At 57.8% G+C, this 25,433-nt stretch carries 21 protein-coding genes and 2 tRNA genes; 9 read left to right on the top strand and 14 right to left on the bottom strand.

What is annotated here, in order from left to right:
* Positions 1–58 precede the first annotated feature (58 nt).
* Positions 59–976, bottom strand: coding sequence for an IS110 family transposase (locus tag BLU75_RS19965; protein ID WP_084381955.1), 918 nt, complete (start codon positions 974–976; stop codon positions 59–61).
* 318 nt (positions 977–1,294) lie between these two features.
* Entirely contained in the window at positions 1,295–2,785 is a 1,491-nt protein-coding gene (amaB, locus tag BLU75_RS19970; protein WP_084379631.1) for an L-piperidine-6-carboxylate dehydrogenase, read from the bottom strand.
* Positions 2,786–2,938: 153 nt separating this feature from the next.
* On the opposite strand from amaB, the gene BLU75_RS19975 reads away from it, so the two are divergent.
* The 3 genes from BLU75_RS19975 (at position 2,939) to nadE (ending at position 6,052) form a co-directional block, all read left to right on the top strand.
* Complete coding sequence (locus BLU75_RS19975) at positions 2,939–3,898, top strand: LysR family transcriptional regulator (protein WP_231982581.1); 960 nt, start codon at positions 2,939–2,941, stop codon at positions 3,896–3,898.
* Between the two features lie 108 nt (positions 3,899–4,006).
* Positions 4,007–5,221, top strand: coding sequence for a nicotinate phosphoribosyltransferase (gene pncB, locus BLU75_RS19980; RefSeq protein WP_084379632.1), 1,215 nt, complete (start codon positions 4,007–4,009; stop codon positions 5,219–5,221).
* Positions 5,222–5,224: 3 nt separating this feature from the next.
* Positions 5,225–6,052, top strand: a complete 828-nt coding sequence (gene nadE, locus BLU75_RS19985) for an ammonia-dependent NAD(+) synthetase (RefSeq protein WP_084379633.1) — start codon at positions 5,225–5,227, stop codon at positions 6,050–6,052.
* A gap of 136 nt (positions 6,053–6,188) precedes the next feature.
* Here the strand turns inward: nadE and azu are convergent, their stop codons facing one another.
* A complete protein-coding gene (azu, locus tag BLU75_RS19990; protein ID WP_084379634.1) occupies positions 6,189–6,635 on the bottom strand; it encodes an azurin in 447 nt (148 codons plus the stop codon).
* Positions 6,636–7,018: 383 nt separating this feature from the next.
* On the opposite strand from azu, the gene BLU75_RS19995 reads away from it, so the two are divergent.
* On the top strand, positions 7,019–7,207 hold the full coding sequence (locus BLU75_RS19995; protein ID WP_084379635.1) for a hypothetical protein: 189 nt from the start codon (positions 7,019–7,021) through the stop codon (positions 7,205–7,207).
* Between the two features lie 223 nt (positions 7,208–7,430).
* Here the strand turns inward: BLU75_RS19995 and BLU75_RS20000 are convergent, their stop codons facing one another.
* The 4 genes from BLU75_RS20000 to BLU75_RS20015 form a co-directional block, all read right to left on the bottom strand.
* A complete protein-coding gene (locus tag BLU75_RS20000) occupies positions 7,431–7,970 on the bottom strand; it encodes a hypothetical protein (protein ID WP_231982582.1) in 540 nt (179 codons plus the stop codon).
* Positions 7,903–8,355, bottom strand: a complete 453-nt coding sequence (locus tag BLU75_RS20005) for a hypothetical protein (RefSeq protein ID WP_084379637.1) — start codon at positions 8,353–8,355, stop codon at positions 7,903–7,905. Before BLU75_RS20005 ends, BLU75_RS20000 begins: the two co-directional genes overlap by 68 nt.
* Positions 8,352–9,278 carry an NAD synthetase gene (locus BLU75_RS20010; protein WP_084379638.1) on the bottom strand — a complete coding sequence of 309 codons (927 nt, stop codon included), beginning with the start codon at positions 9,276–9,278 and terminating at the stop codon, positions 8,352–8,354. Before BLU75_RS20010 ends, BLU75_RS20005 begins: the two co-directional genes overlap by 4 nt.
* 236 nt (positions 9,279–9,514) lie before the next feature.
* Positions 9,515–11,818, bottom strand: a complete 2,304-nt coding sequence (locus tag BLU75_RS20015; protein WP_084379639.1) for a YgiQ family radical SAM protein — start codon at positions 11,816–11,818, stop codon at positions 9,515–9,517.
* Between the two features lie 216 nt (positions 11,819–12,034).
* Here BLU75_RS20015 and BLU75_RS20020 point away from each other — a divergent pair, with 216 nt between their 5' ends.
* The gene (locus BLU75_RS20020; protein ID WP_084379640.1) at positions 12,035–16,051 is read left to right on the top strand and encodes a dermonecrotic toxin domain-containing protein; all 4,017 of its coding nucleotides are present in this window, start codon (positions 12,035–12,037) and stop codon (positions 16,049–16,051) included.
* A gap of 9 nt (positions 16,052–16,060) precedes the next feature.
* Here BLU75_RS20020 and dnaB read toward each other — a convergent pair whose 3' ends face one another.
* The 7 genes from dnaB to rnr all read right to left on the bottom strand — a co-directional run bounded on the left by dnaB (position 16,061) and on the right by rnr (position 23,273).
* A complete protein-coding gene (gene dnaB, locus BLU75_RS20025; protein WP_084379641.1) occupies positions 16,061–17,458 on the bottom strand; it encodes a replicative DNA helicase in 1,398 nt (465 codons plus the stop codon).
* 110 nt (positions 17,459–17,568) lie between these two features.
* Positions 17,569–18,015, bottom strand: a complete 447-nt coding sequence (rplI, locus tag BLU75_RS20030; protein ID WP_003171376.1) for a 50S ribosomal protein L9 — start codon at positions 18,013–18,015, stop codon at positions 17,569–17,571.
* A gap of 18 nt (positions 18,016–18,033) precedes the next feature.
* Complete coding sequence (locus BLU75_RS20035; protein ID WP_084379642.1) at positions 18,034–18,927, bottom strand: YybS family protein; 894 nt, start codon at positions 18,925–18,927, stop codon at positions 18,034–18,036.
* Between the two features lie 36 nt (positions 18,928–18,963).
* Complete coding sequence (gene rpsR / locus BLU75_RS20040) at positions 18,964–19,194, bottom strand: 30S ribosomal protein S18 (protein ID WP_002551829.1); 231 nt, start codon at positions 19,192–19,194, stop codon at positions 18,964–18,966.
* A gap of 28 nt (positions 19,195–19,222) precedes the next feature.
* A complete protein-coding gene (gene rpsF, locus BLU75_RS20045) occupies positions 19,223–19,645 on the bottom strand; it encodes a 30S ribosomal protein S6 (protein ID WP_003217491.1) in 423 nt (140 codons plus the stop codon).
* A gap of 245 nt (positions 19,646–19,890) precedes the next feature.
* Entirely contained in the window at positions 19,891–20,646 is a 756-nt protein-coding gene (rlmB, locus tag BLU75_RS20050) for a 23S rRNA (guanosine(2251)-2'-O)-methyltransferase RlmB (RefSeq protein ID WP_084379643.1), read from the bottom strand.
* Positions 20,643–23,273, bottom strand: a complete 2,631-nt coding sequence (gene rnr / locus BLU75_RS20055) for a ribonuclease R (protein ID WP_090221545.1) — start codon at positions 23,271–23,273, stop codon at positions 20,643–20,645. The genes rlmB and rnr overlap by 4 nt, the downstream gene beginning before the upstream one ends.
* 224 nt (positions 23,274–23,497) lie before the next feature.
* On the opposite strand from rnr, the gene BLU75_RS20060 reads away from it, so the two are divergent.
* From BLU75_RS20060 to BLU75_RS27365, 4 genes are all read left to right on the top strand, one after another.
* Positions 23,498–23,584 (top strand) — tRNA-Leu (locus BLU75_RS20060).
* Positions 23,585–23,762: 178 nt separating this feature from the next.
* Positions 23,763–23,849: transfer RNA gene (locus BLU75_RS20065), tRNA-Leu, on the top strand.
* A 493-nt stretch (positions 23,850–24,342) separates the two neighbouring features.
* Positions 24,343–24,699, top strand: coding sequence for a hypothetical protein (locus BLU75_RS27360; RefSeq protein ID WP_130909330.1), 357 nt, complete (start codon positions 24,343–24,345; stop codon positions 24,697–24,699).
* Between the two features lie 355 nt (positions 24,700–25,054).
* Positions 25,055–25,405 carry a hypothetical protein gene (locus BLU75_RS27365; RefSeq protein ID WP_130909331.1) on the top strand — a complete coding sequence of 117 codons (351 nt, stop codon included), beginning with the start codon at positions 25,055–25,057 and terminating at the stop codon, positions 25,403–25,405.
* The last annotated feature ends 28 nt before the right edge of the window (positions 25,406–25,433 follow it).

Raw genomic sequence — 25,433 nt, forward strand, 5'->3', positions numbered from 1 at the left:
AATTTTGCTGTGCAAATGCGATCCAATGTGGGAGCAACTGTCTTCACCATGCCATTCGTCACCGCCACTCAGTGCCATCTCGCAACATGGCATTGAGCCTAATCAGCAGTACACGCATGCAGGCGATGAGCGCGACCTTCGCGCTCTTACCTCGCTCTCGAAGGCCTTCGTAGCGTGCCTTGAAGTCGGGCTGATGGCGGATTACAACCCAGCAGGACATGTACAGAGCCCGTCTGACACGGGCTCTGCCTCCATAGATATGTCGCTTCCCGCTGTGATTACCGCTGTCGTCGTTCAAGGGCGCGATACCTGCCAAGGCCGCAACCTCACGGCGATCAAGCTCACCTAGTTCGGGCAGATAAACCAGCAAACTCGCGGTGGCAACCGTACCGATACCTTTAACAGAGATGAGCCGCTGGGCTTTTTCTGCGTCCAGTTCGTGCATGCTCTGATTGATGGCCTTATCAAGTTGCCTGATTTGCGTTTGCAGGAAGTGAATATGGCCTTTGATCAGCGCAATAACGGCTGGTAGCTGGGCTTGCTGAAGACGGCGCTTATTGTCGTCTCGTTGCTGAACGAAATGCTCGCGCTGCTGAACCAGCTCGCGGAGCGCTTCACGCTCAGGCGAAATAACCTTGCTGCTTGAGGCATTCAGCACTTCAGCAAAGTCTGCTAGAACGGCCGCATCAATAGCGTCAGTCTTCGCATTCTTGCCCATCGCCACGGCAAAGGATCTGGCTCGGCGAGGATTGACCCTGAGCACCTTGAAGTTTGCGCCTTGCAGAGCCGCCATGGCATTACGCTCATAGCCCCCGGTGGCCTCCAGCAAAATCAGACTGACTTCAAACTGACTCAATCGTCGAATCAGCTCAAGAAATCCTTCTGAAGTGTTTGAAACATCGAAACCTTCGCTCTGTGGTTTAACCCAGACGACAAGGTTTGATTTTGAGATGTCGATACCGACCCAGGAAATCATGGCAAAACCCTCTTACACTCAGATGTGAGAGTGCTCTGGCTTTGCCCACGCTTGTGATTTCGAGTGGCTGCTCGTCCAACTGTTCGGGCTTGTAGGCCAGAGTGGAAAGGTGGATGGCAGCTCGGCTCCCACACGTGCTTTGAGCACCGCGGACTTGCAGCTTGCCATCCACCCCTCTCACCCCAGAGTTTATTCCTAGATCAAGACACAAGCGGGCTTGCTCGCGAATGCGGTGGATCAGTTGTATATCCGTTGACTGACACAGCGCTTTCGCGAGCAAGCCCGCTCCCACATCCTTGACCGCATTTGGACAGGTATTCAGTCGAAAGTGATGCCCTGAGCCAGCGGCAACTCCAGCGAGTAGTTCACCGTATTGGTCTGCCGGCGCATGTAGCCACGCCAGGCGTCCGAACCCGACTCACGACCGCCACCGGTTTCCTTCTCGCCGCCAAACGCACCGCCAATTTCGGCACCGCTCGGGCCGATGTTGACGTTGGCGATCCCGCAGTCACTGCCCACCGCGGACATGAATTGCTCGGCTTCGCGCACGTCGGTGGTAAAAATGCAGGAGGACAGTCCCTGGGGCACCTCGTTATTCAGGCGCAGGGCTTCGGCAAAATCGCTGTAGCCGATCACGTACAGGATCGGTGCGAAGGTTTCGCTGCGCACCACTTCACTTTGCTCAGGCATTTCCACAATCGCCGGCGCCACGTAGTAGGCGCCGGGGAATTTATCCTGCAACTGGCGCGTGCCGCCAAACACCTTGCCGCCTTCGCTCAAGGCTTGTTCCAGCGCATCTTGCATGTTGTCGAAGCTGTGTTTGTCGATCAGCGGGCCGACCAAGTTGCCTTCCAGCGGATGACCAATACGCACCTTGGAATATGCAGCCTTGAGGCGGGTGACGATCTCTTCTTTTACCGATTCATGGGCGATCAGCCGGCGCAAGGTGGTACAACGCTGGCCGGCGGTACCGACAGCGCTGAACAGAATGGCACGCACAGCCATGTCCAGGTCGGCACTTGGGCCCAGGATCATCGCGTTGTTGCCACCCAGTTCAAGAATGCTGCGGGCAAAACGCGCGGCCACCTTCGGCGCCACTTCGCGGCCCATGCGAGTACTGCCGGTGGCGCTGATCAGCGCCACACGCGGATCATCCACCAGGGCGGCGCCGGCATCGCGGCCGCCGATAATCACTTGGCTCAAGTACTGCGGGGCATCACTGAAATCTTTCAACGCCCGCTCGAACAACGCCTGGCAGGCCAAGGCGGTCAGCGGGGTCTTTTCGGAGGGTTTCCAGATCACCGCATTGCCACACACCAGCGCCAGCGCAGTGTTCCACGCCCACACGGCCACCGGAAAGTTGAAGGCGCTGATCACGCCGACCACGCCCAGCGGATGCCAGGTTTCCCGCATGTGATGGCCGGGCCGCTCGGAGGCGATGGTCAAGCCGTACAACTGACGCGACAGGCCTACGGCAAAGTCGCAGATGTCGATCATTTCCTGCACTTCACCCAGGCCTTCCTGGGTGATCTTGCCGGCTTCCCACGAAACCAGCTCGCCCAGGTCCGCCTTGTACTCCCGCAACAGGTCGCCGAACTGCCGCACCAGCTCACCGCGACGCGGTGCCGGCACTTTGCGCCAGGCCTCGAAAGCATGCTCTGCGCGACTGACCTGCTGTTCGACCTCGGCCGCGCCTTCCCAGTGCACGCAGGCAATCCGGCTACCATCAATGGGCGAATGCACGGGCTGCTTACCCGACTGATACAGGGCTGGCTCTACACCAAGACGATCAAGCAATGCGGCAACCATGGGTCACTCCTTCAATCTGCAACAAATAATTGCGCCGCCAACCAGCGCGGCTCTCCAGCGCTTATTTGTAGCTGGCCCAAGACTTGTCAACAAACGACGATTAGGCGAGATATCATTCCGTTTATTCATGCAAAGAACAAAAAGAGACGTGCCGTGCTGAATAAAAGACATTTACCCTCGATCACCGCCCTGCAATGCTTCGAGGCCGTGACCCGTCACCTGAGCTTCACCCGGGCCGCCGAGGAATTGAACCTCACCCAAAGCGCGGTCAGCAAACAGGTCGCGCAGCTGGAAGAACTGCTGCAACACTTGCTGTTCCGTCGGGTGCGGCGCCGCCTGCAGATGACGCCGGCGGGCGATCTGTATTTGGTGGAAGTGCGCAAAATCCTCACGCAAGTGGAGATGTCGACCCACTACCTGCGTTCTTACGGGGGCGAGACCGAAGTACTGCGGGTATCCACGCCCTACACCTTCGGCGCGCGCTGGCTGGTGCCACGGCTCAAGGGTTGGCGCCTGCGACACCCGCAGATTCACCTGGACCTGTGTAACGAACAGGAGCCCGACGAACTGCTGCAAGGCAAGGCCGACCTGGCGTTTTACTTCGGTGCCGGTTCACGCCCCGGCACCGAAAGTCTCGAGTTGTTCAGCGAAGAGCTGATACCGGTCTGCGCGCCCGACAGCCTGCCAGCCACCCCCTTCAGCGATCCCACGCAATTGAGCGATCTGGTACTGCTGCAAAATGCCTCGCGCCCCCAGGGCTGGCACGACTGGTTCGCCAGCCAGGGTTACCAGACCGAACACAGCTATCACGGACCGCGTTTCGACACCTTTTACATGTGCATCCGTGCTGCCCAGGTGGGCTGTGGCGTGGCGCTGTTGCCCAGGTTCCTGGTGGAAGAGGAATTGGCCGATGGCAAGCTGGTCATCCCCTGGCAGCATGCAATGCCCAGCCAGGATGCCTATTACCTGGCGTATCCCGAGCATTCGGCGGAAGTGCCCAAGGTGCGGGACTTTGTGCGCTGGATGCTGGAGCAGGTCCAGGGATCTGGATTAAAACCCAACCCCCAAAACCACGCACCTACCCACACCACGAGAACAACGCGAAGCGCATAGCCAAAAAATCACTGGCTTAACGGCACTTGTCTATGCGCCACTAGCACCATCCTTCAATTGCCTGTACAAGGCCGGCGCCCTTCGCCGACCCGTCTGGAGATTCCCGCTATGAGCGAGAGTGTGTTTGCCGAACGCATCGTGCAGAACCTGCTCGACACCGACTTCTACAAGTTGACCATGATGCAGGCGGTGCTGCACAACTACCCCAACGTGGAGGTTGAATGGGAGTTCCGCTGCCGTAACAGCGAAGACCTGCGGCCTTACCTGGCGGAGATTCGTTACCAGATCGAGCGCCTTGCCGAATTGAGCCTGAGCCCCGATCAACTGGGTTTCCTGGAGCGCATCAGCTTCATGAAACCGGACTTCTTGCGCTTCCTCGGCCTGTTTCGTTTCAACTTGCGCTATGTGCAGACCGGTATCGAAAACGGCGAGTTGTTTATCCGCCTGCGCGGGCCGTGGCTGCATGTGATTTTGTTTGAAGTGCCGTTGCTGGCTATCGTCAGCGAAGTGCGCAACCGCTATCGCTACCAGACCATCATCCTTGAACAGGCCCGCGAACAGCTTTATCGCAAGTTCGACTGGCTGACCGCCAACGCCAGCAGTGATGAATTGTCGCAATTGCAGGTGGCGGACTTTGGCACTCGGCGGCGCTTCTCTTACCGCGTGCAGGAGGAAGTGGTGAATGTCCTCAAGCATGACTTCCCCGGCCGTTTTGTCGGCACCAGCAACGTGCATCTGGCCCGCGAGCTGGACCTGAAGCCACTGGGCACCATGGCCCACGAATGGATCATGGCGCATCAGCAACTGGGCCCCCGCCTGATTGACAGCCAGATCGCCGCCCTCGACTGCTGGGTCCGCGAATACCGGGGTCTGTTGGGGATTGCCTTGACTGACTGCATCACCACCGACGCGTTCCTCGGCGATTTCGATCTGTATTTCGCCAAGCTGTTCGACGGCCTGCGCCACGACTCCGGTGATCCGCTGCTGTGGGCCGAGAAAGCCATTGCCCACTATCACAAGCTGGGGATCGAGCCGATGAGCAAGACCCTGGTGTTCTCCGACAGCCTGACACTGCCCAAGTCGCTGGAGATTTTCCGAGCGCTGCGCGGCCGGATTAATGTCAGCTTTGGCATCGGCACCAACCTGACCTGTGATATTCCAGGTGTGGAACCGATGAGCATCGTGCTTAAAATGACGGCCTGCAATGGCCAGCCCGTGGCGAAAATTTCCGATGAAGCGGGTAAGACCCATTGCACGGATCCCAACTTCGTCGCCTATCTGCGCCACGTTTTTAAAGTCCCTGCCATTTCCAGCGAGGAGTGAATCATGCAAGCCGTACAGCGTGAAATTGCTGAACAGCTCAAGGTCCAGCCGCCGTTCAAAGACCCTGCCGCCCTTGCGGCGGAAGTTGCCCGGCGGATTACCTTTATCCAGGACTGCCTGCTCAATTCAGGGCTCAAGACCTTGGTACTGGGCATCAGCGGTGGCGTCGACTCCCTGACGGCCGGTCTGCTGGCCCAGCGCGCGATGAAAGAACTGCGCGCGAAAACCGGTGACCAGGCGTACCGCTTTATTGCCGTGCGCCTGCCTTACGACACCCAGTTCGACGAACACGACGCCCAGGCTTCAGTGGACCTTATCGCGCCCGACGAGCGCCACACGGTGAACATCGCCCCGGCGGTCAAGGCCCTGGCCACTGAAGTGGTCGCGTTCGAGGACAAGCACGCCGCCTCCCGGGATTTCGTACTGGGCAATACCAAGGCGCGGATGCGCATGGTGGCGCAGTACACCATCGCTGGTGCGACCGGCGGCCTGGTGATCGGTACTGACCATGCGGCGGAAGCGGTGATGGGCTTTTTCACCAAGTTCGGTGATGGTGCATGTGACCTGGCACCGCTGAGCGGGCTGGTGAAGCACCAGGTGCGGGCGATTGCGCGACATCTTGGCGCGCCGGAATCGCTGGTGGAGAAAGTCCCGACGGCCGACCTGGAAGACCTGTCGCCGGGCAAGCCGGATGAGGCTTCCCATGGCGTGACCTATGCCGAGATCGATGCATTCCTGCACGGCGAGAGCGTGTCTGAGAAGGCGTTCAGGATCATCTGCGACACTTACCGCAAAACCGAGCACAAGCGGGTAATGCCGTTTGCCCCGTGAGGGTAGACAGGTAGTTTAGTGTTGATTGCCAGACCGCTTTCGCGAGCAAGCCCGCTCCCACACTTGACCGAGTTCCAACATGAGGATGCGGTCGAATGTGGGAGCGGGCTTGCTCGCGAAGAACGCTAACGCGGTCTTACTTCAGGGTCACAGTGCCTTTCATCATCGAGATGTGGCCCGGGAACGAGCAGAAAAAGCCGTATTTCTCGTCAGCCGAGAGTTTCGATACGTCGAAGGTGACCGAGTCATTTTCCTTCGCGCCGATAAGCTTGGTATGGGCGATGATGCGGGCATCACCTTCCTTCAAATAATCCTTGTCGATGCCAGCGGCCATGCCATCCGTCGCGATCGGCTGCATGTCGGCTTCTTTGCTCAGCACCCAGTTATGGCCCATGACGTTTTTCGGCAGGTTGCCGGAGTGAGTCAGCTCAACGGTAAACGTCTTGCAGCTCTTGTCGATTTCGATGGCCTTGGTGTCAAAGGACATCTGATCAGTGGAGTCGACGGTGACCTTGCACTCTGCAGCGAGCAACTGGCCGCTGGCCAATGTCAGCAGGGAAATAGCAACGATTTTGGTAAACATGTGGATCTCCAAGGCAGTGTTAGAAAACGCATAGTGCGACAAGGGTGCCTGAGGCAGGCCGATGGTTTCATGACCTGAATCAACAGATTGTATACAACTTTAGGCTATCAGACTGATCGATAGAATCAACCAGCCCAAATGCCATTACCCGCTTATGATCGACTCATTCCCCCCTCCGGAGTTCGAGCCATGCATCTCAATAGCCTGTTCCGCAGTTTGCTTGCCGCCTACGCCTGTGGTGCGAGCGGCACTTACGAAACGCGCCATGTCGACTAACGTTTAATCCATGGGGCGAAACTTTGAAAACCCGATTAACCCTTCGGGCGCGTTTAAAGGCAGAATAGCCACCGCTCAACCTCACCTTCGACCCCAGAGGATCGCCCATGGCAAAACCTAATTACTCCTTCGCCAAACGTCAGAGAGACTTGGCCAAGGAACAGAAGAAAGAGGAAAAACTGCAACGCAAGAAAGCGGCTGCTGATGAAGAAGCGGCTGCATCGAACCCGGATGCAGAAGGCGAAGTGGCAACTGACGATGCCGAGACACCAAAAGACCCGGCACCCGAGGCCTGAAAGCGCTAATACGGCAATCGATATTACCTAGCCGCTGTCCAGCCCCGGCGAGACCGCGCACGGCTGCCAAACAGTCGTAAAACCCGAGAGCCGCGCCAGGGCTCGAAGCGGCTACGGGACCTCACCGGCTCGGTGAGGTCCGCGACTACAGGCGTTCTGTCGCCTCGTTCCGCTGCCTCAGTGTCACCCGTACTCGCGTGGGCATGAATCCCTCCCCGTCGATTTATCGAGACCTGTGTTTAGCTATTACTGCTTGGCGAAGATGGCGAATTACCAGCAGCCTGGCGCGCATTTCGCGGTGACGTTTGCTGTTGAGCAACAGCAGCCCCAGCAATGGGAACAGCAACCCTATTACATACGCAGCCATATGTGGCCGATAGCTATAGGTCGGTAACACGACCAGAAAACATACAACGTAGAAAGCAGCAATGGCCCAAACGCCCCACACTCGCCCTCTAATCATGACGAAGTGGCCGAACGCCAAGAGTAAACCTAAGAAAACAGCCACCAAAAAAGAATAACGCGCCCGCTCTGGGTCACTGCGAAAAAATGTACTTGATGCCAATGAAATAGCGGCGGAGAGAGAGAAGCAGGCAAGGAAAAATGCACCTATGAATGCTGGAAAATACTCAGCCAGGAAAGCGCTCAATGAGTTCTTGCAGTCCATCAACTGAAAACCCCGCGCATTAATTTGATCAATTCTGCCGCTTGGCCTCACGCTTGATCCGCTGACGTTCGTGGCGAATTTCCAGAAGTCGAGCACGCATTTCCCGGTGACGTTTGCTATTGAGCAGTAACAGCCCCAGAAGCGGCAACAGCACAGCAAATGCATAGACCCCTTGATGGGGCCGATAAGCAAACATCGGCAACACCGCTGCCAGACACACGAGGAAATAGCTAGCTACCATCCAGACCGCCCACGCACGCCCCCGAGCAATCATGAAATTACCCAAAACCAGAACGAGCACCAAGACCAAAGTACCGAACCCAGCATAGCCGCCTCTGACGGAGGGCTCCAAAGCGCGCCAATATGTAGTCTCGGCCAGCGAAAGCAGCGTGGATCCTGAAAAGCATCCAAGCAGAATAGTCCCCATAAAAACCGGAAAATACCGGGCAAGAAAGCTACTCAGTGACCCTCCCCCGATCATTCCAAGAACTCCTCGTATAGACCAACGGCGACGGTTCTCACATGACCATCCCCCGTATAACTACCGGTGACGCCGAGGGCTGCCCCCAAAGAGTCCTTAATTTGGGTCAGCGTCGCGAGCTTGATCTCAGCCGACGAATAGCGTTTTGGCAGTGTTCCCGCACGCTGTTGTAGCTTCAACAGCTTGGGAGTCAGGCTTGGATCCCTGAGTGTCAACAGCTCCTTGGTTAACTTATCTCGTTCTTGCCGATTCAACCCCTTGAGCAACTGGTACCAACTTTTTCCAGTACCAGACGCTTTATTGGCCTTGAGCAGGCGAACGGTAGTCAGAGCCGACCCTCCGACACCCACTAACGAAACCGCGTCAAGAATCGGGGTTACGATGTTGTACCAATCAGCGTCATTCATCTCATCGTTGGCAGCAGGATTGGTCAATTCGTTCACAACCCGTCTACCGCCGATGACACATTGTGCGGTTCCCGCCACTGCAGCAGATGCGCCAATAGCAACCAACCAGGCGCTTGCCCCTGCTGTAAATGGCACTGCAACACTGCCGCTGAAAACCACGACCCAACCAAGCACGGCGGCGGCGCAAGATAAGCCTGCATTGGTCGTTTCAATTCCGAGCTTCGACTCGCGCGGACTACTTTTTACTTGTTCGATGAACTGTTGCGGAGCGATGTATCTTTTCGCTTCGCGCAAAATCACGCGCTTGGGCGCGATACTGCAGATCGGCTTGAACTCGCGCAGGGTCACGACGTTGAAGTCGGCATCGATGTACACCACGCCAGCGCCGACGATGCCGGGATCGGCGTCAATCGCGGCGAACAGGCGTGGCAGGTTGATCTGGCTTTCGATGCGTTGCCGGGCCAGGAACTGGGAGGGGCTGGAGTCCATGCCGATACCGAGCTGGAGACTGCTCATGCTTACTCTTCCTTGAAATGATGAACCCCACCGTAGGAGCGAGCTTGCTCGCGAAAATCTTCAACGCTGACGCGTGCATCCTGGGGGAATGCGGCGCCTTTGAGTTTTTCGCGAGCGAGCTCGCTCCTACAAGGAGAGGGGGTCGAACGGGCGTTACCTTAACAAACGGGAGGGTCGGCTCGCTAGAAAGCAAAACGCCAGCACGGAGGCTGGCGTTTTGTGGTTTCAGGCGACGATCAACGCGGCACGACCGGTTTGCGGGCAGGCTTCTTGCCTTTGCCCTTGGCCGCGTCGGTGCGCTCCTTGGCGGCCTGTTTGTTGCGGGCCATGGCCGCGGCCTTGGCTTGTTCGCGCTTGTCCCATGGGTTGCTGCCGTCGCTGCCACGGGGCGGCAGGCCGGTGTGCTGGGTGAGGATCTTGGTAGTGGTTTCCTTGGCGACCTTGTGGCTGCCGGCCGGCGTCGAGTTCTTGCGACGGGCGCTCTGGTAGCTGTCGGTGGCTGGCTGGTGCAGCGGGATCAACTGGTCCTTGCCCGGTCCGATCAGGTCGGCGCGGCCCATGCGAGTCAAAGCTTCGCGCAGCATCGGCCAGCCCTTCGGGTCGTGGTAGCGCAAGAATGCCTTGTGCAGACGGCGCTGTTCCTCGCTCTTGACGATCGTCACGCCGTCGCTCTTGTAGGTGACCTTGCGCAACGGGTTCTTGCCCGAGTGGTACATCGCGGTGGCGGTGGCCATCGGCGACGGGTAGAACGCTTGCACCTGGTCGGCGCGAAAACCGTTGCCCTTGAGCCACAGGGCCAGGTTCATCATGTCTTCGTCGGTGGTGCCCGGGTGAGCGGCGATGAAGTACGGAATCAGGTACTGCTCCTTGCCCGCTTCCTTGGTGTACTTCTCGAACATGCGCTTGAACTTGTCATAGCTGCCGATGCCCGGTTTCATCATCTGGTTGAGCGGACCTTCCTCGGTGTGTTCCGGGGCGATCTTCAGGTAGCCACCGACGTGGTGGGTCACCAGCTCCTTGACGTATTCCGGCGATTCCACCGCGAGGTCGTAACGCAGGCCGGATGCGATCAGGATCTTCTTCACCCCCGGCAACGCGCGGGCGCTGCGGTACAACTGGATCAAGGAGGAATGGTCGGTATTCAAGTTGGGGCAGATGCCGGGGAACACGCAGGACGGCTTGCGGCACGCGGATTCGATTTCCGGGCTCTTGCAGGCGATGCGGTACATGTTCGCGGTCGGGCCGCCGAGGTCGGAGATCACGCCGGTAAAACCCGGCACCTTGTCGCGAATTTCTTCGATTTCGCGAATGATCGATTCTTCGGAGCGGTTCTGGATGATGCGGCCTTCGTGCTCGGTGATCGAGCAGAAGGTGCAGCCGCCGAAGCAGCCACGCATGATGTTCACCGAGAAGCGGATCATGTCGTAGGCCGGGATCTTTTCCTTGCCGTACACCGGGTGCGGAATACGTGCGTAAGGCATGCCGAACACGTAGTCCATTTCTTCGGTGGTCATCGGAATCGGTGGTGGGTTGAACCACACGTCCACTTCGCCGTGCTTCTGCACCAGGGCGCGGGCGTTGCCTGGGTTGGTTTCCAGGTGCAACACGCGGTTGGCGTGGGCGTAGAGCACCGTGTCACCGCGCACCTTTTCCACCGACGGCAGACGGATAACGGTTTTGTCGCGGGTCATGCGCGGGCTGGCCAGGATCTGTACGACCTTGGCTTCATCCGGGTCGTCAACCGGCCCCTTTTCCTGCTCGATGGCGCAGGCCTGGGTGTCCTGGGTGTTCACGTAGGGGTTGATGATCTTGTCGATCTTGCCTGGGCGGTCGATACGCGTGGAGTCGACTTCGTACCAGCCCTGCGGCGTGTCGCGGCGAATGAACGCGGTGCCGCGCACGTCGGTGATGTCTTCGATCTTGTGGCCCCACGACAGGCGCTGGGCAACCTCGACAATCGCCCGCTCGGCGTTGCCGTACAGCAGGATATCGGCGGCCGCGTCGATCAGGATCGAGTTGCGCACGCGATCTTGCCAGTAATCATAGTGAGCGATACGGCGCAGGGAAGCTTCGATGCCACCGAGCACGATCGGCACATGTTTGTAGGCTTCCTTGCAACGCTGGCTGTACACCAGGCTCGCGCGATCAGGACGTTTGCCGGCCATGCCGCCGGGGGTGTAGGCGTCGTCGGAGCGGATTTTCTTGTCGGCGGTGTAGCGGTTGATCATCGAATCCATGTTGCCGGCCGCGACACCGAAGAACAGGTTCGGCTCGCCGAGCTTCATGAAGTCGTCTTTGGACTGCCAGTTGGGCTGGGCAATGATCCCCACGCGAAAGCCCTGGGACTCCAGCAGCCGGCCGATGATCGCCATGCCGAACGACGGGTGATCCACGTAGGCATCCCCGGTGACGATGATGATGTCGCAGGAATCCCAGCCAAGCTGATCCATCTCCTCCCTGCTCATGGGCAGGAATGGCGCTGGGCCGAAACATTCGGCCCAGTACTTGGGATAGTCAAATAACGGCTTGGCTGTTTGCATGACGATGACCGGTGTTGAGATGAAAAATCGCGGGCGCGAAATATAGCACAAAATTTGACCAAATCCGACGATGGCGGTCGGCTTTTAAGCTGAGACGATGCGCGGTGTTCACGAGCCGCTTTTTTTGCCTGCGTGGGGCTACTCCCCTAGCTAACAGGCACAAAAGTAAAGGGTAGTTTGGACGAGATCAATGACTGCCCTCAATGGCCCGATCACATGCACACACCCGTACTTCCACCCGCCAATAGCGTTCCACCTGTTTCCCCCCTGGCAATACACCAGGCATTTATCAAGCGCCAATTACCGGCATGGCTCACCCAGGCGCCCGCTGCGGTGCTCAAGGATTTTCGCAGCAGCCTGATCGCCAGCAATCAATCCAGGCACGATCTCAAGGCGCTGCTGGATCAGCTCCAGAGCCCCGCGGCATTTGCCCGCCCCTTGCTGCGCGAAGCGTTCAAGGACTGGTGGTTTGGCTTTACCAGCAACGAAAGCTCGGTTCTGGTACGCGAATGGAAAAACCATTACTTGCTGGGCCTGATCAGGACCCACGCCAGAACCACGCGCCAGACCCTGCTGGAAGCGGCGCTGCAAAATTTTGAAGCCGCAGAAGCAGAAGAAGGAGGAATGGAGTCCGGCACCGCCATCTACGACGTCACCCAGGCCGGCCAGTTGCTTAGCGCGATGCCGCCAGGTACGTTCGCGAGTGGCTGTCGCAAGCTGGATCTGGGCAGCCAATACCTCGCTCACATCAGCAGCGTGCTTGAACCCGCGCCCACTTCCGGCAGCACCTATGACGCCACACAGGTGCGGGAGACGTTCGCCGCGCAGGCCCGGCACGCCTTCGGCGTCGCCCTGCATATCGCCTTCATGCGCCGCCAACTCAGCGCCTGCCAGTATCTGCTGCTCCAGCTTCTGCAGCGCGCGGGATCGCACCTGCACATAAAGTGCAGCCAATTGACCATCAATCGCGTGGTGCTGCCCAACGTCCTGGTGATCCAGGCACCGACAGTCGACCTGCCCTTCCTGCTTTACACGCCCGAGGACCCGACGCAATCGCTGCGGCGGCACACCAGCATGGACGATCTGAAGCAGCGTCTGGCCGAACGCCTGCTGAAAGCGGATTACCAGTCTTTTTTCAACCATTTGGTGCCGCTGCAACACCAAGGCAGCCTGTTGAAAGTGATCCCGGCCCACCTCGACGAGCATGATTTTCTCAAGCCCTGGGTCATCTTGCCGGCGCGCCTGGAACACAGGATCAGCCTCACCCTGATACTCGGCGAGCTGTTTCTGAACATCGCCGAGCGGCGCATCGCACAGATCAAGAGTGACGCCAGGACCCTCGTGATCCCCACCGCCGATGCCGACCTCATCAGCCGCGAAAAACGCCTGCAACGCTACGCGGATCTTGGACAGTCACTGCTGTTCTTCGCCGCGTCCTTCATTCCGATTGTCGGTCAGGCACTGCTGATCATCACTGCCGCCCAGGTGATCGGCACGGTGTATGACGGCTTTAGCGCCTGGAGTCGCGGCGACAGCGATGAAGCCCTGAATGACTTGTTCGACCTGCTCGATAACGCGACCTTCGCGGCCGTCACGGCGGGGGCCCTGAAGACGGCTGGTTTCACTGCGGGCCTGATCAAGGTCCAGCTGCGTGGCAAAGGCTTGCGCCTGTGGAACCCCGAGCTGACCCCCTATCGCTACCCCAAAGCCCTGCCCAACTCGCTGATCGCCGATGAGCAGGGCTTGTACCGGCATGAGCAGCAGCACTTTCTGCAACTGGACGATCAACTGCACCTCGTCAAACCCACGCCCGATGGTAAACAATGGGAGCTGGCCCACCCCACCGACCCGCAGGCTTACTCGCCACCACTGCTGACCAACGGGACCGGTGCCTGGCGCCACCTGCATGAAACGCCACAGACCTGGGACAGCCTGAAGCTGCTCAAACGCCTCGGGCCTGACGCGGCCACTATCACCGAGCCAATGGTCGAGCCGATCCTGCTGCTCGGCGGCGCGGATAACACCACCCTGCGCGAAATCCATCAGCAAATGCTCCGGCCGCCGCCGTTGCTGCGCGACACGCTCAAGCACTTCAACCTGGATCAGGAGATCAATGGCTTCAATCTTGATCAGGCCGCGGGCGCCACCGTCAGTCACTACTCGCCGCTGATTCAATTCCACCTACTGACTTCGCTGCCGGAATGGCCCGCTGACTACTCCTTGAAGGTAGTCAATGAACAAAAAGACCTGGTTCTGGGCCACGGCACAGGCGCCAAACACCTCGAGATCAGTGAGTCACGATTCAGGCTGGGGCTGCTGCTGCATGAGGTGGGAGCCAAAATGCCGCAGGCCGAGTTCAACAACCTGCTGGCCAGCCCGTATATCGACTATTTCACCAAGATCGAAAACCTCGCCTTGCGCCTCGAAAAGCAAGCCACGACGCAAAAACACAAGCTGCTGGCCTGGCTTGTCGGCGTCGACGAGCAAGCACTCAGCGCAACCGAAAAAAACATTCGCGCCCTCGCCCCGAACCTGAGCAAAAGTCATCTGGAAGAACTCGAGCGCACCCTCACCGAACAAGAGCAGCAACACCTGCAATCGGTAAAATGCCTGCCGGCCGTGCAGCAGTTGGAGGCAGGCCAATATGGCGAAGCGATACAGGCAAACCGTGCCAGCACAGGGATTTTTCTCGACTCACTGAGCACCGATGAGAGCTTGCCGCTGACGCTCTATACCTTGGAGCAAGTGCCCGGCTGGCCGGACTCGCGAAAGATCGACGTGTACGAGGGCAGCCGCGACGGCCGGTTGCTCGGCAGCACCGGCAGCAGCGACGCCAATGCCAGCCATGTGCTGATCCGCCAAGGCGAGTTGTATGCCGCCGAGGATCCCAAGGGTCAGCCACTGAACACCGCCAACGACTTGTCGGAGGCGGTTGAACGCACCCTCAGCCTCGCGGAACGCCAAGCAATCCTCGAGCAATCAAGCGTCACCTCGCTGAAACAAGCGATTCACAAAACCAGCTTGTCGTTGATGACCCAAGAACCGCCGCCTATACGCGCCATGCCCTCGCTGGCAGAGATATCGGACGGTAGAGGTTTGCCACTCGATCCGTTGTTTGCCGAACCCGTGCCTCCAACCGCCCTGACGCTACAGTCGGACGGGCTGTATCAGACGCCGCCCCTGCCCGACGGCAGCTATCGGCATTACATCCATGACCAGCAGAAATACTACCAGGTCAAATACGACCGCCTGGGCTGGCGGCTGCTGGACGCCCGCAGCCGCTTCAGAGCCTATCAACCCTACTTGAGAAAAACCGCTGAGGGCCGCTGGGAAATCGATCAAAGCAGAGGCGCGCTACTGGGTGGAAGCGACACGAAACCACAATTGCCGACGTTCGATAAGGAGTCCAGCGACGAATACGATTCGACGCACTCTTCCAGCACCTATATGTCAACTGAAGAGGGCGTCGTGCAGACGGCGTACACCGAGCAGGAACTGCGGCACATGCGCAGCGTACAAGGCTATCAGTACAGCCAGAACTATCGGCGCATCTATGACCGCGCCAATAATGGCCGGTATCCGCTGCGCGATATGCAGGGCCGCCCGATGCGTATCAAAAGCATACAGAGTCAGGCCAGGTCACTGACGTCTGGCGTCCTATTCGGCAAAGAGCTGGTTTTGCCGTACATCCAGTGGGAAGGCTATGAAGCGGTCGCCAACCTCTATGAAGACAAGCTTGAAGTGACGCCTTTCACCGCAGCTCACCAACGGTTTGCGCAAGAGTTCACGCTGATTGGCCAGGCCACTGTCATCACCCGCCGGCCGCTGACAAAAGGCGAAGCACTGGGGGTGTACGGCGGCGAGGTGCTGCCCTTGTGGGTCGCCATGCATCGACAAGACCCGTACCTGATGCAAATCAAACCTTTAAAGCCTGCCCCACCGCGCGCGCTCAATACGCAACTCGTGCTTTCGGGAGACAACGCACTCTCGCGGATCAATACGATTTTCGACTATGACGCAGACTCTCCGGTCAGACAGGCCGCTGGCGGTTACAACGTCGAGGCTGCACGCTTCAACGTCAAGACGCAAACAGGCACAGAGCAACCGGAACTGCTGGCGCTCACGGCACTCTTTGCCAGCGCGGACATTCCAGCCGGTGCCGAGTTACGCTGGAATTACCAATACGACGAAGCAACCATCAACCTGCTGTTCCCCAGGCCTGCACACCAATAGGCCGGGCGGTTACTCGTCGTCGTCGAAGTTATAGCTGCCCGGCGCGAGGTTTTCAAAACGCGTGTACTTGCCAATGAACGCCAGGCGCACAAAGCCGATCGGCCCGTTCCGCTGCTTGCCGATGATGATTTCGGCAATGCCCTTGTGCTCGGTCTCCGGGTGATACACCTCGTCACGGTAGACGAACATGATCACGTCAGCATCCTGCTCGATCGCCCCGGATTCACGCAAGTCGGAGTTCACCGGGCGCTTGTTGGGACGTTGTTCCAGGGAACGGTTGAGCTGGGACAGCGCCACCACCGGGCAGTTGAATTCCTTGGCCAGGGCTTTCAGCGACCGGGATATCTCGGAAATTTCGTTGGTCCGGTTGTCGCCGCTGGAACCGGGGATCTGCATCAGTTGCAGGTAGTCGATCATGATCAGCGCAATGTCACCGTGCTCACGCACCAGGCGCCGGGTGCGCGCACGCATCTCCGACGGGCTGATACCGGCGGTGTCATCGATGAACAGCTTGCGGTCGTTGAGCAGGTTGACCGCCGACGTCAGGCGCGGCCAGTCGTCGTCTTCGAGGCGGCCGGCACGCACCTTGGTCTGGTCGATACGCCCCAGAGACGACAGCATACGCATGATCAGCGATTCACCTGGCATCTCCAGCGAGTACACCAACACCGCCTTGTCACTGCGCAATACGGCGTTTTCCACCAGGTTCATCGCGAAGGTGGTCTTACCCATGGACGGACGGCCGGCCACGATGATCAGGTCGGACGGCTGCAGGCCGCTGGTCTTCTCGTCGAGGTCGGTGTAGCCGGTGGAAATACCGGTGATGGCGTTGTCCGTATTGAACAAGGTATCGATACGGTCGATGGCTTTGGTCAGCAGGTCGTTGACGCTCACCGGACCGCCGGTTTTTGGGCGGGCTTCGGCGATCTGGAAGATCTGGCGCTCAGCTTCGTCGAGAATCTCGGCAGCGGTACGGCCTTCGGGGTTGAAGGCGCTGTCGGCGATTTCGGTGCTGATGCCGATCAACTGGCGCAGGGTCGCCCGCTCACGAACGATCTGCGCATAGGCCTTGATGTTGGCGACGGACGGCGTGTTTTTCGCCAGTTCGCCAAGGTAACCGAGGCCACCGACCTGGGAGGTCTGGCCTTCCTTGTCCAATTGCTCGGCCAGGGTCACCACGTCGATCGGTGAGTTCTGGTCGGCCAACTTGGCAATGGCGCGGAAGATCAGACGGTGGTCATGCCGATAGAAGTCGCCGTCCGAGACTTGATCGAGCACGCGTTCCCAGGCGTTGTTGTCCAGCATCAAGCCACCGAGCACGGCCTGTTCGGCCTCGATGGAATGCGGCGGCACCTTCAGGGCAGCGGTTTGCAGATCGTATTGCTCAGGAGCGGAGATATCGTTCATGGCCACTTGAAATTGGGGGGGTTTAGAAAAACAAAAGGCACGACCTGTAAACAGGATCGTGCCCGATGTTAACCGCCTGACACGCGAGGTGCCAGCCAGTTAGGTGCTTCTTAAGCTGCTACCACGACAACGCGTACGGTGGCTTCGACTTCAGCGTGCAGGTGCACGGCTACGTCGAATTCACCTACGTTGCGGATGGTGCCGTTCGGCAGACGAACTTCGCTCTTCTGCACTTCAACGCCGGAGGCGGTCAGTGCATCAGCGATGTCGTGAGTACCGATCGAACCGAACAGCTTGCCTTCGTCACCGGCGGTGGCAGTGATAGTCACTTCCAGCTCAGCCAGTTGGGCAGCGCGAGTTTCGGCCGAAGCTTTTTTGTCTGCTGCGGCTTTTTCCAGCTCAGCACGACGCTCTTCAAACGCAGCCAGGTTGGCAGCGGTTGCAGCGGTGGCTTTGCCGTATGGCAGCAGGTAGTTACGACCGTAGCCGGCCTTAACGTTTACTTTATCGCCCAGGTTGCCCAGGTTGGCGACTTTTTCCAGAAGGATCAGTTGCATGTGAAAATCCTCTAACTTTTAACCTTCACCGTTCGCGTTATCGGCGTCTTTCGGCGCAGAACGTCCGCGAAAATCAATCAGGCCGTCGACAATGGCCAAAACCACGAGTAACGGATAGATCAGTTGCATGAACAGCAACAGTGTCACGTACAACCCCACCAGCCAGAACTTGGCCAGGCGCTTGCGCGCCACCAACCCATGCATCAGGGCCAGCCCGGCAATCACCAGCGGGACACTGCACAACGGCGTCAACATGGCCATTTGCGGACCGAAGTTCGGTCCTACAAGCATGCACGCCAGCAGCAACATCGCCGGTCCTGCGGGGATTCTGATACTGCGAAACTCGCGACCAAAACCACCTGGGTTATACAACACCGCCTGCCAGTAACGCCCAAGAATCAGGCTCAGCACACTGACAATTTGCAACAATGCCGCTATCAGACCGGACAGGACCGGGGCAATCAGTGTGGCCATGCGCGCTCGCTCTTCTACCGACAATTGCTGGTAGAGATCCCCGAGGGCCAGCGGCAGGATTTTGACCACCTCCTGCGACAGCGCCTCGATTTGCGGGCGGAAAGCCGCGCCAAGCACCACTGAATACACCAACCCCAATGCCACGCTGACCAGCAGCGTGCGAGTCCAGGACTCACTTGCGCGCAAAACCAGCGCAAGACCCAATGACCCCAGCAGTACCAGAAGTACTCGCGGATCATCGAATTGCAGCCACCAGATCAAGGCTGGCAACAACCCCAGGGCAAGGACACCAAGGGCGTCCTTCAAACCGCGCCGCAAGAGCACAAGGCATCCTGCGGCAGCACCCAACCAATACAACAACGGCAATGCTGCACAACCAGCCACTACCAGAGTGGCCTGCACACGACCGCGCATGATGAACTCAGCTAAGGCGCGCATGCATTCAATCCCTTACTACTTGTCGACTGCCCGGTCTCAGCGGCCGTGGCTGTCGGTGTAGGCCAGCAGGGCCAGGAAGCGGGCGCGCTTGATAGCGGTGGCCAGCTGACGCTGATAACGTGCTTTGGTACCGGTGATACGGCTTGGAACGATTTTGCCGGTCTCGGATACGTAGGCTTTCAGAGTGTTGAGATCTTTGTAATCGATCTCCTTCACGTCTTCAGCGGTGAAGCGGCAGAATTTACGACGACGGAAGAAACGTGCCATTTGATAGGCTCCTTAAAAGGTCCGTGGATTACTCGTCAGCGTTATCGCTGTTGTCGCTGTCATCACTATCAGCGCTTTCAGCGCCTTCGTGCTCAGGACGGTCGCGACGCTCACGGCGCTCACTGCGGTTTTCTTCAGCCTTGAGCATCTCGGATTGGCCGGTAACGGCTTCTTCGCGACGGATGACCAGGTTACGGATCACTGCATCGTTGTAGCGGAAGTTGTCTTCCAGCTCGGCCAGGGCCTTGCCAGTGCACTCAACGTTCAGCATCACGTAGTGAGCCTTGTGAACATTGTTGATTGCGTAGGCCAGTTGACGACGGCCCCAATCTTCCAGACGGTGGATTTTGCCGCCGTCTTCTTCGATCAGCTTGGTGTAACGCTCAACCATGCCGCCGACTTGCTCGCTTTGATCCGGGTGGACCAAAAAGATGATTTCGTAATGACGCATGAATGCTCCTTACGGGTTGTAGCCTGCCGCTCAAAAACGGTCAGACAAGGAGTGAATGACACTTATGGATCTTGCCGCGAATAGGCACATCGGTGCCCGCCGGGAAGGCAAGGGGCGCAATTGTAGTGAAGGGGACGAAAGCGCGCAAGGTGATTGGTGATTATTTGAACAATCTTCCCTTCACCACAAAACCCAATGTGGGAGGGAGCAAGCCCCTCCACATGTTGGATCTGCACCAGGCCTGATTACTTCTTGGTCTTGGCCTTGGCGCCGCGCTGGCGCTGGGCTTCGAACAGGCACACACCGGTTGCAACCGATACGTTAAGGCTGCTGACGCTACCGGCCATCGGCAGATGCACCAGATAATCGCAGTGCTCACGGGTCAGGCGACGCATGCCTTTGCCTTCGGCGCCCATGATCAGGATGGTCGGACCGGTCAGGTCCTGGTCATAAATACTGACCTCCGCCTCACCCGCCGTGCCGACTACCCACAGGCCGCGCTGCTGGAGCTTTTCCAGGGTACGCGCCAGATTGGTCACGGCCACCAGCGGAATCACTTCCGCGGCGCCGCAAGCGACTTTACGCACCACCGGCGTCAACGTCGCCGACTTGTCCTTGGGCACGATCACCGCCAACGCCCCGGCAGCATCCGCCGACCGCAGGCAGGCGCCGAGGTTGTGCGGATCGGTCACGCCGTCCAGCACCAGCAGCAGCGGCGCGCCTTCGGTACGGTCGAGCAGCTCATCGAGCATTGCCTCGCCCCAGACCTGGCTCGGACTGACATCCGCCACCACGCCCTGGTGAACACCTTCGACCCAGGCGTCCATTTCACGCCGCTCGGCCTGACCGATTGCCACGCGGTTTTCATTCGCCAGCTCAACCAGCGCCTGTACGCGCGGTTCGCTGCGACCCTCGGCCAGCCACACCTGTTTGACGCGTTTGGGATGGTGACGCAGCAATGCTTCCACGGCGTGTACGCCGTAGATTTTTTCCAGACTCATGACTTGGCCTTAGGTTTGCGCGACCCGCCGCTCTTCGCGGGAGCCGAACCCGCTTTGGGCGGGCCTTTACGGTGCTTGCTCGGTTTGCTCGAGGCCTTGTCCGCGCCCTGGGACTTTCCCCCAGACGCCGCTTTACCACCGCTTTTCGCTTCATTGAGCAACTGCTGCTTCAACTCGCGGCTTTTGCGCAATTCGGCGTTTTTCGCCGCGGCATCACTTGGTCGGTAAGCGTCGCCAGCCTTGTCCTTGGTCGACGAACGACGACCCGTCTTGGCTGGCGCTGGCTCGGTGGCCGGGGCTTTCGCAGGAGCACCTTTTTTCGCCGGCGCCGCCGTGTCTGCACCGCGCTTCTTGCGGCCGATCGGCGCTTCGATGGTTTTTTCCGACATTTCGAAGTCGATCTTGCGCTCATCGAGGTCGACGCGCATGACCCGCACTTCCACCGTATCGCCGAGGCGGAAACTGCGACCGCTACGCTCGCCCGCCAAGCGGTGATGCACAGGATCGAAGTGATAGTAGTCACCCGGCAAAGCGGTCACGTGGACCAGGCCTTCGACGTAGATATCGGTCAACTCGACGAACAGTCCAAAACCGGTTACCGCCGTGATCACACCCGGGAACGACTCGCCCACGCGGTCTTTCATGAACTCGCACTTGAGCCAGTTCACCACGTCACGCGTGGCCTCATCGGCACGGCGCTCGTTCATCGAGCACTGCTCGCCCAATTGCTCCAGCGTCGCTTCGTCGTACGGATAGATCCGCGCCTTCGGAATGCTCATGGCACCGGCGCGCTTGACGTGCGAGGTGTTCATCTTGGAGTGGATCACGCTGCGGATCGCCCGGTGCGTGAGCAAGTCCGGGTAACGACGAATCGGCGAGGTGAAGTGGGTGTACGCCTCGTAATTCAAGCCGAAGTGGCCCTGATTGTCGGCGCTGTACACCGCCTGACTCAGGGAACGCAGCATTACGGTCTGGATCAGGTGGAAATCCGGACGGTCCTTAATGCTGGCCAGCAAGGCCTGGTAATCCTTCGGCGATGGGCCGTCCTTGCCTTTGTGCAGGGACAAGCCTAGTTCGCCGAGGAATGCCCGCAGTTTTTCCAGGCGCTCCGGCGGCGGACCGTCATGGACCCGGTACAGCGCGGGAATTTCATGCTTTTTCAGGAATTCAGCGGTGGCCACGTTGGCCGCCAGCATGCACTCCTCGATCAACTTGTGCGCGTCGTTACGCGTAGTCGGGGTGATTTCGGCGATTTTGCGCTCGGAACCGAAGATAATCCGGGTTTCCTGGGTTTCAAAATCAATCGCGCCACGCACATGTCGCGCGCCCAGCAGCACCTTGTACAACGCATACAGTTGCTTCAGATGCGGCACAACATGACCGTACTCACCGCGCAGCGCCTTGGCTTCGCTGGTTTTCGGCTGCTCCAGGATAGTGCTGACCTTGTTGTAGGTCAGGCGCGCCTGGGAGTGGATCACCGCTTCGTAGAACTGGTAATCGGTCATTTCGCCGATTTTCGAGATAGTCATCTCGCACACCATGGCCAAACGGTCGACTCTCGGATTCAGCGAGCACAAGCCATTGGAGAGTTCTTCCGGGAGCATCGGGATCACGCGCTCGGGGAAGTACACCGAGTTGCCGCGCACCTGGGCTTCATTGTCCAGGGCCGAACCGATCTTCACGTAGCTGGAAACGTCGGCAATCGCGACGTACAGCTTCCAGCCACCGGAAAACAGGCGCAACTTGCCGGGCTTGGCTTCGCAGTAGACCGCATCGTCGAAGTCGCGGGCATCTTCACCGTCGATGGTGACGAACGGCAGATGGCGCAGGTCGATACGCTTCTCTTTGTCCTTTTCCTCGACTACCGGCTTGAGCTTGCGCGCTTCCTTGACCACCGCTTCTGGCCAAACATGGGGAATATCGTAAGTGCGCAGCGCGACATCGATTTCCATGCCCGGCGCCATGTAGTTGCCGACCACTTCGATCACATCGCCCTGCGGCTGGAAGCGCGGGGTTGGCCAGTGGGTGATTTTCACCTCGACGAACTGACCGACCTTGGCATTCGCGTTGCGGCCCGGGGTAATCAGCACTTCCTGCTGCACTTTCGGGTTATCCGGCACCACAAAGCCGATGCCGCCTTCTTCGAAGTAGCGACCGACGATGGTTTCGTGACCACGGGACACCACTTCGACGATCACGCCTTCACGGCGACCGCGTCGATCCAGGCCTGAGACGCGCGCCAGAGCGCGGTCGCCATCGAATACCAGGCGCATCTGCGCCGGGCTCATGAACAGGTCGTCGCTACCGTCATCGGGGATCAGGAAGCCAAAACCATCGCGGTGACCCGCAATACGCCCAAGGATCAAGTCGAGTTTGTCCACCGGCGCGTAGGTGCCGCGACGGGTGTAGATCAACTGCGCATCGCGCTCCATGGCGCGCAGGCGGCGGCGCAGGGCTTCGAGTTGGTCTTCGGTGGTCAGACCGAATTCTTCAACCAACTGCTCGCGACTAGCAGGCGAACCCCGATCGGCGAGGTGCGCCAGGATCAGTTCGCGGCTAGGAATAGGGTTTTCATATTTTTCCGCTTCACGAGCGGCCTCGGGATCGAGGGACTGCCAATCGGCCATTAGAGAGTTTTCACCTTGTCTATATGCGGGTTAGTTTGGCATACGCGTATTGAAACGGGAAATCTCAAGCAAAATCTGGCCCGTAAAAGCCTTTTGCAACCTCCAGAATCAACCTTGAGCGACCGCTGGCGAAATTTCCCAGGCTTTTTTTATGCTGGGGGTTTACAGCTTAAAAGTCACTCCGTATAGTGCGCGCCATCGACGACGGCAACGTCAAAGATACTGCCCAGATGGTGAAATTGGTAGACACGCCAGCTTCAGGTGCTGGTGACCGCAAGGTCGTGGAAGTTCGAGTCTTCTTCTGGGCACCAATTTCAAGCTCGAGGTTTTGGCCTTGAGTCTCACAGAAACCCGCGAAAGCGGGTTTTTGCGTTTCAGCCTTTTGATTTTTAACGGAAAACTTGATTTATAAAATCAAATCAGGGGTTTACAGATCAAAAAGGCCTCCGTATAGTTCGCTTCATCAACAGCGGCAACGCTGTCGATACTGCCCAGATGGTGAAATTGGTAGACACGCCAGCTTCAGGTGCTGGTGACCGCAAGGTCGTGGAAGTTCGAGTCTTCTTCTGGGCACCACATAGCGCGTTCAAGATCTGTTTTGAACGCAAAAAACGGCTAAAAACAGACTATGTGAAACCCTTACATGCTGTTGGCTGATTAAAAAATGCCCGTATCGCTAGATACGGGCATTTTTTATGTGCGGCCTCCAAGGTAAAGACCGTACCCAGGCGCTCTGCTGCCAATCTCACTGGCCCGAGCTCACCTCAAGCGCTGATTGGGTTTGGGCGATCAAGACTTGTAGCGTCCTTCTGGACTTGAAGCCACCCACCTGTGACAAAGCGACCCCGAGAGCAACGGAACGGCGTGCGAAACCGAAATACGCTACGGGCCCAATCATAATCACTGATGATTTTAAAGTCTCTCTTACTTCCCGTCTGAATACAAGCACACTCCTAAACTTCAAAAAAATATAAACAACTGTTACTTATGACAGCTTTAGCCAAAAAATTAAAATGCTATACCAATAACCGAGCGCAATATCTCGCTCGAAAAATATTGGAGAATACACATGAAAGTATTAAATATACTCCCCTCCCTCATATTTTTATTTGGATTAGCTATAAGCAACCCAGTGCTTTCTGACGACGTCATAGCTGAAAGCGACGAGATATTACAAATGCGTATGTATGGCGGCCCACATAACGACACCTGTCAGGAAGCCTGGGATAAAACCGGACTAATAAAACAGTGCACTGGCGGCGCATATATACAGCAATATCCAGCAGGCACCTGCGTGTTGGACATGGCGTGTCTGAAATCCGGAAATACAGAAAAACATAGTGCGCGGTACGACTTTCGGCTTGAAGACATGCCAAAAATCAATAACTGCGATGGCGTTCTACAAACCTGCCCTTGCCCCACATAGAAGTCGGTCCGGGCTTATTATTGACAAAGTTACACGCCCGCAGGGAAAAACTGAAAAATGCCCGTATCGCAAGATACGGGCATTTTTATGCGCTGCCTCCTAGGCAAAGGCCCCACTCAATGCACTCTGTTTCCATCTCACTGGACCCATCTCACTGGACGAACTGATCCCAAGCGATCATTGGGGTCACGCGATAAATACCTCATCACCCTTATTTCCCGAATGAATATAGATACTACTTTCAACCTCAAACAAATATAATCAACTGTTACTTATGACAGTATCAGCCAAGAAATCAGAATGCTATACCACTGATCGGACGCAATTTAACGCTCAAAAACAGTGGAGAACGCTTATGAACGCACCAACTAAACTCTCAGTTTTTTTGCTTTTTTTTGGTGCTCTTGAAAGCACCCCCGTGCTATCTGACAACTTCATACATGAAAACGAGAGCCTATTAGGGATGCGTAAAAACAGTGGCCCGCCTAACGACGCCTGCCAGAAAGCCTGGGAGACCACCCGAGTAAGAAGCCAGTGCACTGGCGACGGATTTACGCAGCAATATCCAGCAGGCATCTGTGTGATGTGGAAAAGCTGCCTCAAATCCGGAAATACAAGCAAGTATTCAGGCCGGTACGAGTTCCCAATCGAAGACGTACCTAAAATCAATAATTGCAATGGTGTTCTAAAAACCAGCGAATGCTGACACCTGTAGCGGTCGAGCCGGGTTTGTC

The organism is Pseudomonas mucidolens (genome assembly GCF_900106045.1).
Lineage (GTDB): Bacteria > Pseudomonadota > Gammaproteobacteria > Pseudomonadales > Pseudomonadaceae > Aquipseudomonas > Aquipseudomonas mucidolens.